We start from the raw sequence: 12,219 nt of genomic DNA on the forward strand, positions 1-12,219 counted from the left end.
GCTGCAATACAACAACGGCACCTCATGGGTCGACGTGACGTTGAACCAGGAAATCACCAAGGCCGACATCGATGCCGGAAAACTGCGCTTCGTTCCGGCCGCAAATGCCAGCGGCACCAACTACGACCATTTCGGGTTCAAGGTCTCCGACGGCACCTCCTACTCTTCTTCCGCCTACACCATGCAGGTGGACGTCACGGCGGTGAACGATGCACCGACGGCGGCGGACAAAACTTTGACGACGGCGCTGAACACATCCGTCGTCGTCAAAGCCAGTGATTTTGGATACAGCGATACCGAAGGCGACGCGATGACTAAGGTCAAAATCACGACCTTGGAAAGCAACGGTACGCTGCAATACAACAACGGCACCTCGTGGGTCGACGTGACGTTGAACCAGGAAATCACCAAGGCTGACATTGATGCCGGAAAGCTGCGTTTCGTCCCGGCCAACAATCAGAGTGGCAACGGCTACGACAACTTTAAATTCCAGGTCCATGACGGCAGCACCTACTCGACCTCGGCAAACACCATCACGTTCAACGTGACACCAAACACTGCTCCGGACATCACGTCCAACGGCGGTGGATCAACGGCAACCATCACGGTTGAAGAAAACACCACCACTGTGACCACCGTGACCGCGACCGATGCGGATAGTGACACTTTGAGCTTCTCGATTACCGGCGGTGAGGACAGTGGGAAATTTTCCATCGATCCGACCACCGGGTCACTGACGTTCAAATCTGCACCGGATTATGAAAACCCGACGGATGTGGGCGAAAACAACAGCTATGTGGTTGAGGTGACCGTGTCCGACGGCCGGGGTGGGACAACCGTCCAGACCATTACGGTCAACGTCACCAATGTCGAAGAAACCGTTCATGTGCCGCGCCCCACGCCGCCGGCACCGACACCCACGCCACCGGCGCCGACACCGCCGGCACCGACCTCGCCACCGCCGACCATTGCGTCTCCGGTGGTGACGACGCCGATTACCCCGACGCCGACACAAACGCCAGAGCCGCCAACGGAGACGGTGATCGAAACAACGGCGACACAGTCGACCAACACGGTGATGTTCAGCGGCATCGGCACCAGTCAGCAAACGGTACAGGACATCGCGATTTCCGTGTCCAGTTCAGCGACCAGTATTGCGGCGGCTGCGTCCACCCAGGCGACCGCCCAAGCCACGGCCACGCAAGCAACCAACCAGACCACAGCACAGGACAGCTTGGACACCGGTCAGGCTGGACAAGACAATGGAGCGGATGGTCCGGGGCGTAAAGTGTCTGCCATCCAAAGTTATGTCATCTCAGCCAAAGACAACAGTGGCGCAGGCAAGGTCACGGTTTCGGTTGAAGAAGGCTTACCCGCATGGATGAGAATCGAAACGGATGGGGCCACGGGGACGATGATCCTGAAGGGCGAGCGCCCCGATGACGATACCTCGACATACCAAGTCAAAATTAAAATGAAGCGCCTGGATGGCCAAGAAGTTGACGCCGTCATCTCCATCGAGCCTGTTGTTCTGGAAGGCGATGTATCGGGCGCAGGGCAACCGCAAGGCGCTAACCAAGGTGATACAGGGCAATCAGCGGAAGAAGGGGGACAGCCTGGTCCGCAAGCCTCTCTTGAGTGGATGCAGCAGTTGCTCGCCGCCTTGGATGGCGAACAAGACGGCCAAGGCGAGGAAACTCAAGTCGATGGGCCCATGTTAGCTCATGACGGTTTCTCTGATCAGCTGGCTGCGGGACGTCTGGCGAAAGACATTTGGCAAGAGCGTCTAATTCAGGCATAACCCAATAACCATAAAATATGATTTAAAGTGCGCTTTCCGGGAAGCTGAAATGAAACATCGCTCGACCCTGTCTAGGTCGTTCACCACTGTGATTTTTACACTGTTTGTCACGGGCTGTGCCGTGGTGACAGAACCGTTGACCATTGGCGAACGGCAAAAGCTGATGATCGACACCATGAACGCGGTTCAGAAACAAGAACTTGAGCCAGGCCAAGCCGTCACACTGCACGAGGCCATGGCCCGAGCCTTGATCTATAATTTTGAAACCCGCTTGGATGCGTTGGAAGAAGATATCACCAGGGATCGCATTTCATCTGGATACTGGGATTTTCTGCCCCAAGCCATCGCCTCTGCGTCGACCAGCCGGCGTTCCAACATGTCGGCTTCGAATAGTGTTTCCGTCGATAGTGGCAACGAATCCCTGACAACATCGAGTTCCACGGAAAACGCACACCAAACTGCAGACCTGCGGTTTACCTGGAATGTTCTCGATTTTGGGGTCAATTATTTCAACCTCAAACAAACTGCGAACCAGTCATTGATGGCCCAGGAGCGCCACAAACGCGTTGTGCGTGAGCTCCTCCAAGATGTCCGCAGTGCTTACTGGCGTGCGGTGGCATCGCAACGGTTGCTGGATCAAGTCACATCCATGTTGCTGCGTGTCAACGCGGCGATCGAAACCGCCAACCGGATTCAGGTCGACCGCTTGCAAGACCCACTTGATACGTTGAGCTACAAACGCGAACTGTACGACAAGTTGTTACAGTTGCGTACAATCCGCAAAGGCCTGCTTCAATCCAAAATGGAGTTGGCGAAGCTGATGAATATTGTGCCGTCAACGGATTACCGTTTGGAAGTGCCCGACGTAACTCCGCAACCGATCAAAGACATTGGCGCAACGCCGGAACGCTTAAGCTTGATTGCGCTTCAGTCCCGTCCGGAAATCATCGAAGCGGGCTACAACCAACGCATCGCGGCTCTGGAAATCAAAAAATCCATTGCCCGGATGTTCCCGGGGCTTGAGTTTTCATACTCGACCAACTTTGACAGCAACAAGTACCTCCTGCACCAAAACTGGAACGAAATGGGACTGAAGGTTTCGTGGAACCTTCTCAATTTTCTCAGGGGAACGGGTGAAGTTGAAATTGCGCAAAAACAGGAAACGGTCAGCCTGCTGCGCCGCCAAACCCTAGGTATGGCCGTAATGGCACAGGTCAACATTGCGTATCTGGATTACGACGAGGCCGTAACCACCTTTTCGACGACGAATGCGCTAGCGGATGTCAACGAGCAGATTGAAAAGCTTCAACGCAGTCAGTCCAATGCCCGAAACATGGGTGAGCTGCAATTGATCAAGCTGGAACTCGACAGCCTTGTGTCCAAGCTCCGCCGGGACGAACAGTACGGCCAAGTGCAAAATGCTCTGGGACGTTTGATGTTTTCCAGCGGCGTAAACATCTACAACGACCTGCCCAATACGCGGGATGTCAAAACACTGGCCACGGCCATTGCGGAAACGGAAAACGCCTGGAGAAATAACGGGATGTTCAAGCGTCAGTATTTTGCTGACGGCGGTAGCGATAACGACGCAATGGCGGAACAAGCCGCTCCTGTTCAGGCTGCCAACGACAACTCTGCGCCGGACCAGACACAAGAAACTGACGTCTTTTCCATGTTCATCGGTTTCGTTCGTGAAAACCTGGACCTGTAAGTCTGAAGAGAACGGGAAAGGTGCATCGCAATGATGCGGTTCGTGATCATCACGACATTGGCTTTTTGTTTGGCTGGCTCTCCAAGTCAGGCCCAGTCGGCTCGTTCGGACCTCTCCACCCATGCGATCCTGCAGGCCAAGGACGAAGTCGTTTTGTCTTCGAAAATGAGCGGGCGCCTCACTGACTTGCCTTTTGAAGAAGGGCAAAGCTTTGTGAAAGGCGACACGCTGGCGGGCTTTGCCTGTGATATTCTCGAAGCTGAGCAAAGTGTCGCCGCCGCAAGCGTCGAAGGTGCTGCGGCCGAACTGAAAAATGCCAAACGCCTGGATAAGCTTAAGGCTGCGGGTGCGTTGGATTTGGCTTTGGCACAAGCGGCCTTGGCAAAGGCACGGGCCCAGTTAGATGTGGCAAAAAGCCGGGCGCGATTGTGTTACATCATAGCGCCCTATGACGGTGTGGTGCTGTCTCAAGACGTGCGGCAGTTCGAAAGTGTCGACACCAAAACTCCGATCGTGCGGATTGGACGGGCTGGCGCCTTACGGGTGAAAATCATCGCCCCGGCTGCGTGGCTGTCCTGGATCACGGTCCAAGCGCCGTTCACTTTCGTGCCGAGCGGCAGCGGCAAACGCTACTCAGGATCAATTGATCGTGTTGGTGCAGCCGTCGATGCGGCAAGCCAGACGGTCAAAATTGAAGGCATTTTGACCGGAGAGACACCGGAACTGTTGCCGGGACAAAGTGGGGTGGCCTATTTCGCTTCATCCACAGGAGGGGGCCAATGAATACCCCGCGTCCCAAAACGGAAAGCGTCGATAGCCGTTTGTTGCATTTGTCCGCGGCGTTGTTGGTCGAACGAGAAGTCCGCGCGTATCGTGACCCCAAAACTCTGGCTCACTATCTGGTCAATGAAACCGCACGGCTCCATCAGCACAGTTTGGCATTTTTGATCCGCCCGAAAGCCGGAGGATGGGCCGTTTTGGCGGCGACCGACGTAAGTGCCGTGGAGAGCAACAGCGTTCTGGGTGATTGGTTGCGTGACGTTGCCGACAACCGCACCGGCGATACCATCGAAACGTTTCAGACCGCCGCCTTGAACCCACCTGAAGAGATCGCGGGAGGACTGCCTGCGCACGCCATGTGGATGGCGCTTAAACACCCAGATGGCGGCTTGGCTGGCGTGTTGCTGGTGATGCGTGCATCAGCGTTTGAAAACAAAGATTGCTTGATCGCCGAACCGATGGCCGAGTGCTATGGCCATGCACTCGTGGCATTGGATGACCGCCCTTGGCTGCGCCGCTTTCGCGGCGTCAATCGTCGCCGTTGGCTGATCGGCGGTGCAATTGGATTGCTTCTGGTTGGTGTGTGGCCGGTGCCGATGACCGCGCTGGCCCCCGTAGAAGTTGTGGCAAAAAAACCCACTCCCATTACAGCGCCGTTTGACGGCATCGTCTCAGAGGTCGAAGTCGAGCCCTATCAAAACGTCAAAGCCGAGCAAGTTCTGGTCCGCATGGATCAAACCGAACTGGCCATGCGGTACAATGTTGCCAAGCGTTCTCTGGCTGTGACCATTGCGGAGCTGGAGCGCTTCCGCCACGAGGCCTATCAAAATCTGGAAAGCAAGGCCAAGCTGGCCATTTGGGAACTTAAGGTGGAGTTGCGCCGCCAGGAACTGGACAACGCCAAGGAAAAGCTGAATCGCCACCGCATCACCGCACCTAGCGGCGGCGTGGTCCTATATGATCACCGCTTCAACTGGCGGGGCCAGCCCGTAAAGGCCGGACAGCGCATGATGACCGTGGCGCAGCCGGACCGTCTGGAAGCCCAAATCGATCTGTCGGCAGCCGCTCTGATTCCCCTAACGACTGGCGATGACGCGACACTGTTCCTGGACATGGACCCGACCCATCCAATTGCCGCGCAATTGACAAGCATCGGCTATCAGGCTCAACCGACCGCAGCGGGGAACCTAGCTTATCGCTATCGGGCGGATTTCGTTGATGCCTTGAATGGAGATTTTTTGGGAGCCCGGGGCACGGCGCGATTGGAGGGAAGCAACATTCCTTTGGCTTATGCCGTGTTGCGCCGCCCCATTGCCGCCCTTCGGCAGTTTGTCGGCCTATAGGGGGAAAAGATGGCGACTGCACAGTCCACCATTGAAGCCTTGCCGCCACTACGTGAAGAATTGCGTTTGATGGGCCGTTCAAAAGATGTCGGCGGAGAAGCCGTATGGCTGATTTTCGATCCGTTGCGAAACCGCTATCTGGAACTGCGCCCACTGGCCTATGAGATTTTGTCCCGCTGGAAGCTTGGCTCGGTTGAGGCTGTGTTGGACGCAATCCGGACCGAAACGCGCTACCATCTCACGCACCGGGAGTTGGGCGCGTTCATCGCATACCTCAACCAAAACCAACTGCTGCGCCGGGTGTCTTCACCTGTCCGTTTGCCGCACCCTGGTTGGGCCGGAAAAATTCAAAAATCTTTATCTTCGATCGTCTTTTTTCGTATCCGCCTGGTCCGCCCCGATAAATTTCTCGGGGTGATGGCTGACGCATTGGACTTTGCCTTTAGCCGTTGGTTTTGGATGTTCGTGACACTGGCCGGGCTCAGCGGTCTAGCGTTGGTGACGCGGCAGTGGGATGAGTTTCTCACCACCTTTGCAGGATTTTTGGATCTGCAAGGGGTTGCGGTCTTGCTAGCTGCCATCGTCATTTCAAAGATCGTCCACGAACTGGGTCATGCCCTAACGGCCAAACGATATGGCTGTCGTGTGCCGGTGATGGGCTTGGCCTTCATTCTCGGTGCACCTTTGGCTTATACGGATGTCAGCGATACTTGGCGGCTGGAAAAAAACCGTGAACGGCTTTTTGTATCCTCGGCCGGCATCTTGGCCGAAACGGTATTGGCAGTTATTGCCACCTGGGGTTGGCTGATTTTGCCCGATAGCCCTGCACGCACGGCCTGTTTCGTTCTGGCGAGCACGGGGTGGATCGGCACTTTGGTCATCAACCTCAACCCGTTTATGCGCTTCGATGGCTATTACATCCTGTCGGACGCATTGGGCATTCGAAATCTCCAAGGCCGTAGTTTCGCAATGGGGAAATGGGGACTGCGCCGCTTTGTTTTGGGATGGCCTGGGCCCGCGCCGGAAACAACGTCTCGACGGTTTCGCACATTCTTGATGGGATTCGCCTGGCTGACATGGACGGTCCGGGCCATCATCTTCGCAAGTCTTGCATTGCTGGCATATATCATGTTCGGCAAACCATTCGGCATCATCATGGGTGGGCTGGAAGTTTGGTTGTTGCTGGTTCAGCCTGTCGTCAAAGAAATTGGCATTTGGGTCAAAGGCCGCAAGGCTTGGCTGGGTCAAAAAAGGGCCCGGCGTATGATGATGTTGCTGGGCATCCTTCTCGTTTTTGCTCTCGTTCCGCAAAGCTTCCGTTTGTCCATGCCCGGTGTTCTCGCGCCACAGCAGCGCTTGATCGTTCACGCTCCTCAAACGGCCATGTTGATCGACTACCCGACGCAAGAGCGTGCCGTGAAAAAGGGCGACACCATCTTCCGTCTTACGAGTCCCGAGCTGCAACAAGACATTGGCCAGTCGAGACGTCGACTTGGCGTGATCAAGTTGGCGATAGAACAATCCGCCGTCAGTCAGGTAGCCGCCCGCCAACTCAGTATCTTTGAGGAGCAATTGTCCGAAGAGCAGGCACGCTTGGACGGTTTGCTCGTACAACAAACCAGATTGTCCGTGGCCGCGCCCTTCAGCGGTACAATCACGGATATCAATCCCGATTTGAGTTCCGGGCGGTGGATCAATCCAGACCAGCCCTTGTTTCTGTTGGTTGACTCTGACAGCGGAAAGCTGAACGCATATGTCGACGATCGAAACCGTGCGTTGATCGAGATCGGAAGCGCTGCGCGGTTTTATCCTGAGGCCAGTGACTATTCCGTTTTGGACGGCGTGATCGTTGATGTGCAATCCGTTCCGGTGGCGTTTCTGGATGAACCCTTGCTGGCCTCTCTGCACGGCGGCGATATTCCCGTGCGCGAAGATGCCGCCAAGCAATTGGCCCCGGAGCACGGTTTGTACCAAGTGACGGTCAAGCTCACAGACCGTTCTCAGTTTTCCGGTTCTGGCGTTAAGCACGTTATGCGCGGGCGGGTGTACGCAGACAGCAAGCCCTATTCGCTGGCGGGGCATGCATTCAACCGGGTGAGATCCCTGTTTTCACGAGAAGCCGGGTATTGATTACACGGCTACACATTTGATTGACGAGATGAAAAAACACAGAAGCAGACCAAAAAGCTGCTTCAAAGGCTAGGTAAAAAGATGATGCGTTTGAAATCGAGTTTGAAATCTATGTTGTCCGGCGCCCTGACAGTGGCTTTGACCATCTTCGGCGCGAGCACTCAGGCTGATGCCGGACAGGGCGGTATCTCCGTCGGAACAGGCGGTGTGACGGGCGTTTACTACCCGGCAGGCAGTTCGATTTGCAAGCTGGTCAATGATGCGCGCGCTGAGCACGCTCTACGGTGCTTTACCGAAAGCACGGCCGGTTCGGTCTACAACATTCGCACCATTCGTGATGGTGGCCTGGATCTCGGGATTGCCCAGTCCGACTGGGTTTATCACGCATATCATGGGACTTCGAAATTCAAACAAGACGGCCCATTTGAAAATTTGCGCGTGGTTCTCACGCTCCACTCTGAGCCGTTTACACTTGTTGTCCGCCCGGGATTGGGAATTAAGGGCTTTGCCGATCTAAAGGGAAAGCGCGTGAACATCGGGAACCCCGGTTCGGGACAACGTGGCACGATGGAGGTGGTTATGGCGGCCTTCGGCATGACCGCTGCGGACTTCTCCGAGACCACCGAATTGGACGCGGCGCACATGAGCCATGCCTTTTGCGACAATCAATTTGACGCCATGGTCTACACGGTCGGTCATCCAGCAGCCGCGATTTCGGAAGTTGCAAGCTCTTGCGATGCCGAACTGGTGAACGTCACCGGGCCCCAAATTGATAATTTGGTGAGCGAGAACCCCTATTATCGTCATGCCGTGATTCCCGGTGGTTTGTATGAGGGAACATCCGGTGATGTGGCGAGTTTTGGCGTTCAAGGCATACTGGTGACATCTGCGGATACACCTGACTACAAAGTCTATACCGTGGCGAAACAAGTCCTCGCACATATTGATGATTTTCGCAGACTGCACGACTCGTTCGCGATTCTAAAGCTAGAGAACATGATCCAGAGCCGTCTCGCCCCCACACACCCAGGAGCGTTAAAAGCTTTTCAAGAAATGGAGCTGACAAAGTAGGGAAATCAAAAACACCGTCTCAAAGAGGCGGCGTTTTGGATATTCGGTTTGGGTGTCCGCTTAGGGACAACTGGCCCCGTCAGTAAGGGGAAGATCATCAAGACCTTGGCAACCCACCTGATTTAACCATCAGAATTCATAACATCCTTGCTAAATTCAGCGACACATTAAGCTGTGATAATGCAATCCGGCGACAACTCAAGGCGTGATAAATGACACGTTGAATTGTGATTTTTAGCCTCCCAAAACCCTTTTTGCGACATTCCAAAATGGAACCGACACCTTTTGTCATTTCCAACGACGCGACGAAGATCTGGAGTTGCCACTGAGCGGAACCGACGCATCTACGGCGATCAGATCTGTCTATCGTGCCCAACCGCGATTAAGTGGGCGACTTCTTGCTCGCCTTCTTCTTGCAGATACGTGAGGAAGGTTTGCGCCGCGCGCGATAACCGCTTGCCTTTACGGTGTGCGGCGTACCATCGCCTGCGCAAGGGGAAGCCCTTGACGTCCAGCGCCACCAATGCGCCTGCATCCAATTCAAAGTGCAGGCTGTGCAGCGATAGAACCGCAATGCCCAGTCCGCCGATGACGCCTTGCTTGATCGCTTCGGCGCTGGCGAGTTCGATGTAGGGAACGATTTTCAGATTTTGATCGTTGAACATTTGTTCGACAGCTTTACGCGTACCCGAACCGCTTTCCCGACCCACGAAACGTTCATCGGCGAGACGTTCCAAGGTGATGGCCTTTTCGTCGGCCAACGGATGGTCCGGGCGCGCGACGACGACCAGTACGTTTTCCAAGAACGGATATTCGACCACCGGCAAATCTTCGGGCGGTTGGCCCATGACATATATGTCGCTTTCGTTGGCGGCCAGACTGCTCAATACATTTGCCCGGTTGGTGATTTTCAGTCGTGGCTCGACCTTCGGATATCGGCGCACGAAACTTCCCAACAAGTGGGGCAGAAAGTATTTCGCGGAACTGACCACCGTTACGTTCAACGGTCCGGCCACTTCGCCGCGCAGATCGTCCAAAGCCGTTTCCAGTTCGCCGAGGCGCTGCAGCACATCCTTGCAGGCGTCGAATACTTCCTCTCCAGCAACAGTCAGGTGCAGTTTTTTCCCCATCTGCTCCATCAGGGGCATGCCGATCTTATCTTCCAAGCGTTTGACCTGAATGGACACCGCCGGCTGGGTGAGGTGCACCTCCTCTGCCGCGCGGGTGAAGCTCTTGTGTCGCGCCACTGAGGCAAACAGGCGCAGTTGTTGAAGGGTTGCGTGAAACATCTATCCATATACTTTTGTAAATGATGAATATAAAAACAATTAACTGTTTGTTATTTCGTTCGTCAACTAGATTTTTGCCATGAAGTCGAAAGCCCAAGGTGTGGAGTTGGAATTATCTGCACACAAACAGGGGGCACAACTAGGAGCAACGCAACATGGCGAAAACTTACCAAGCCGGGGTGAAGGAATATCGGGAGACATACTGGCTGCCCGATTACACTCCGAAAGACACTGATTTTCTGGCCTGCTTCAAGGTCATCCCGCAAGAAGGCGTGCCGCGTGAAGAAGCTGCTGCCGCTGTGGCTGCGGAATCGTCGACCGGCACCTGGACCACGGTGTGGACCGATTTGTTGACCGATTTGGACTATTATAAAGGCCGCGCCTACGCGATCGAAGACGTGCCAGGCAACGACGAAGCGTTTTACGCCTTTATCGCCTACCCGATCGACCTGTTCGAAGAAGGTTCGGTGGTCAACATCCTCACCTCGCTGGTCGGCAACGTGTTCGGCTTTAAGGCTGTGCGTTCGCTGCGTCTTGAAGACGTGCGCATCCCGCACGCTTATGTCATGACCTGTGGCGGTCCGCCGCACGGCATCCAGGTCGAACGCGACGTGATGAACAAGTACGGTCGCCCGATGCTGGGTTGCACGATTAAGCCGAAGCTCGGCTTGTCGGCGAAGAACTACGGTCGCGCCGTTTACGAATGCTTACGCGGTGGCCTGGACTTCACCAAGGACGACGAAAACGTCAACTCGCAGCCGTTCATGCGCTGGCGTCAGCGTTTCGATTTCGTCATGGAAGCGATCAACAAGGCCGAAGCCGAAACCGGTGAACGCAAAGGTCACTACCTGAACGTCACCGCACCGACCCCGGAAGAAATGTACAAACGTGCCGAATACGCCAAAGAACTCGGCGCGCCGATCATCATGCACGACTATCTGACCGGCGGCTTCACCGCCAACACCGGTTTGGCCAACTGGTGTCGCGACAACGGCATGTTGCTGCACATCCACCGCGCCATGCACGCCGTGCTCGACCGCAACCCCAATCACGGCATCCACTTCCGCGTGTTGACCAAGATGCTGCGTTTGTCCGGTGGCGATCACCTGCACTCCGGCACCGTGGTCGGCAAGCTGGAAGGCGACCGCGACGCGACCTTGGGCTGGATCGACTTGATGCGCGATTCCTACGTCAAGGAAGACCGCAGCCGCGGCATCATGTTCGACCAGGACTGGGGCTCCATGCCGGGCGTTCTGCCGGTTGCCTCGGGCGGTATCCACGTGTGGCACATGCCGGCGCTGGTTTCCATTTTCGGCGACGACTCCGTGCTGCAGTTCGGTGGCGGCACCTTGGGTCACCCGTGGGGCAACGCCGCAGGCGCCGCCGCCAACCGCGTGGCGCTGGAAGCTTGCGTCGAGGCCCGCAATCAGGGGCGCGAACTCGAGAAGGAAGGCAAGGACATCCTCACCAACGCCGCGGGCAGCAGCCCAGAGCTCAAGATGGCCATGGAAACCTGGAAAGAAATCAAGTTCGAATTCGACACCGTCGACAAGCTCGACGTTGCTCACCGGTAAGGTTTGAACGTCCGCGTTGCTGGGGTGGCCCTTGCGGTCACCCCACCCCCGGACAGAAAACTTACTGAATTCGATTTGAGAACAAGGAACAGAAAATGAGCGAAATGCAAGATTACAAGTCGAGCTTGAACGACACCAGCAGCCGCAAGTTCGAAACCTTCTCCTACTTGCCGACCATGTCCGCTGACGGCATCCGCAAGCAGGTGGAATACATCGTCTCGAAAGGCTGGAACCCGGCCATCGAACATACCGAACCGGAAAATGCCTTCGATCACTATTGGTACATGTGGAAACTGCCGCTGTTTGGCGAAACCGACGTGGACCGCGTTTTGAACGAAGCCGAAGCCTGTCACAAGGCACACCCCAACAACCACGTCCGTCTGGTGGGCTACGACAACTACGCCCAATCCAAGGGCGCGGAAATGGTGGTCTTCCGCGGCAAGCCGGTCTAACCGGCGCCGGGTTCGATCCCGAACCGACCAAGCCCCTGGTCCGGCCTTGGCTAGGCCAGGGGCTTTTT

General features: G+C 55.7%; 9 protein-coding genes. 8 read left to right on the top strand and 1 reads right to left on the bottom strand.

Going from position 1 to position 12,219, the window contains the following annotated elements:
- The 6 genes from VIN96_RS09475 to VIN96_RS09500 all read left to right on the top strand — a co-directional run.
- Positions 1 to 1,801, top strand: a 1,801-nt coding sequence (locus VIN96_RS09475; protein WP_331895727.1) for an Ig-like domain-containing protein, incomplete at its 5' end; no start/stop codon positions are given.
- Positions 1,802 to 1,850: 49 nt separating this feature from the next.
- Positions 1,851 to 3,512, top strand: a complete 1,662-nt coding sequence (locus VIN96_RS09480; RefSeq protein WP_331895729.1) for a TolC family protein — start codon at positions 1,851 to 1,853, stop codon at positions 3,510 to 3,512.
- A gap of 30 nt (positions 3,513 to 3,542) precedes the next feature.
- The gene (locus VIN96_RS09485) at positions 3,543 to 4,295 is read left to right on the top strand and encodes an efflux RND transporter periplasmic adaptor subunit (protein WP_331895731.1); all 753 of its coding nucleotides are present in this window, start codon (positions 3,543 to 3,545) and stop codon (positions 4,293 to 4,295) included.
- On the top strand, positions 4,292 to 5,635 hold the full coding sequence (locus VIN96_RS09490; protein ID WP_331895733.1) for an efflux RND transporter periplasmic adaptor subunit: 1,344 nt from the start codon (positions 4,292 to 4,294) through the stop codon (positions 5,633 to 5,635). The genes VIN96_RS09485 and VIN96_RS09490 overlap by 4 nt, the downstream gene beginning before the upstream one ends.
- A gap of 9 nt (positions 5,636 to 5,644) precedes the next feature.
- Positions 5,645 to 7,765, top strand: coding sequence for a site-2 protease family protein (locus VIN96_RS09495; protein ID WP_331895734.1), 2,121 nt, complete (start codon positions 5,645 to 5,647; stop codon positions 7,763 to 7,765).
- Positions 7,766 to 7,846: 81 nt separating this feature from the next.
- The gene (locus VIN96_RS09500) at positions 7,847 to 8,836 is read left to right on the top strand and encodes a TAXI family TRAP transporter solute-binding subunit (protein WP_331895736.1); all 990 of its coding nucleotides are present in this window, start codon (positions 7,847 to 7,849) and stop codon (positions 8,834 to 8,836) included.
- 353 nt (positions 8,837 to 9,189) lie between these two features.
- Here VIN96_RS09500 and VIN96_RS09505 read toward each other — a convergent pair whose 3' ends face one another.
- Positions 9,190 to 10,125: a LysR family transcriptional regulator gene (locus VIN96_RS09505; RefSeq protein WP_331895738.1), complete on the bottom strand. Its 936-nt coding sequence runs from the start codon at positions 10,123 to 10,125 to the stop codon at positions 9,190 to 9,192.
- Between the two features lie 155 nt (positions 10,126 to 10,280).
- Here VIN96_RS09505 and VIN96_RS09510 point away from each other — a divergent pair, with 155 nt between their 5' ends.
- Together VIN96_RS09510 and VIN96_RS09515 are read left to right on the top strand one after the other, a co-directional pair.
- Positions 10,281 to 11,699 carry a form I ribulose bisphosphate carboxylase large subunit gene (locus VIN96_RS09510; protein WP_331895739.1) on the top strand — a complete coding sequence of 473 codons (1,419 nt, stop codon included), beginning with the start codon at positions 10,281 to 10,283 and terminating at the stop codon, positions 11,697 to 11,699.
- A gap of 95 nt (positions 11,700 to 11,794) precedes the next feature.
- Positions 11,795 to 12,151 carry a ribulose bisphosphate carboxylase small subunit gene (locus tag VIN96_RS09515; RefSeq protein WP_331895741.1) on the top strand — a complete coding sequence of 119 codons (357 nt, stop codon included), beginning with the start codon at positions 11,795 to 11,797 and terminating at the stop codon, positions 12,149 to 12,151.
- Positions 12,152 to 12,219 lie beyond the last annotated feature (68 nt).

The organism is Magnetovibrio sp. (assembly GCF_036568125.1).
Lineage (GTDB): Bacteria > Pseudomonadota > Alphaproteobacteria > Rhodospirillales > Magnetovibrionaceae > Magnetovibrio.

Coding starts and splice junctions, on each gene's coding strand:
- VIN96_RS09480 (WP_331895729.1), top strand. CDS start 1,851: ATGAAACATCGCTCGACCCTGTCTAGGTCGTTCACCACTGTGATTTTT.
- VIN96_RS09485 (WP_331895731.1), top strand. CDS start 3,543: ATGATGCGGTTCGTGATCATCACGACATTGGCTTTTTGTTTGGCTGGC.
- VIN96_RS09490 (WP_331895733.1), top strand. CDS start 4,292: ATGAATACCCCGCGTCCCAAAACGGAAAGCGTCGATAGCCGTTTGTTG.
- VIN96_RS09495 (WP_331895734.1), top strand. CDS start 5,645: ATGGCGACTGCACAGTCCACCATTGAAGCCTTGCCGCCACTACGTGAA.
- VIN96_RS09500 (WP_331895736.1), top strand. CDS start 7,847: ATGATGCGTTTGAAATCGAGTTTGAAATCTATGTTGTCCGGCGCCCTG.
- VIN96_RS09505 (WP_331895738.1), bottom strand. CDS start 10,125: ATGTTTCACGCAACCCTTCAACAACTGCGCCTGTTTGCCTCAGTGGCG.
- VIN96_RS09510 (WP_331895739.1), top strand. CDS start 10,281: ATGGCGAAAACTTACCAAGCCGGGGTGAAGGAATATCGGGAGACATAC.
- VIN96_RS09515 (WP_331895741.1), top strand. CDS start 11,795: ATGAGCGAAATGCAAGATTACAAGTCGAGCTTGAACGACACCAGCAGC.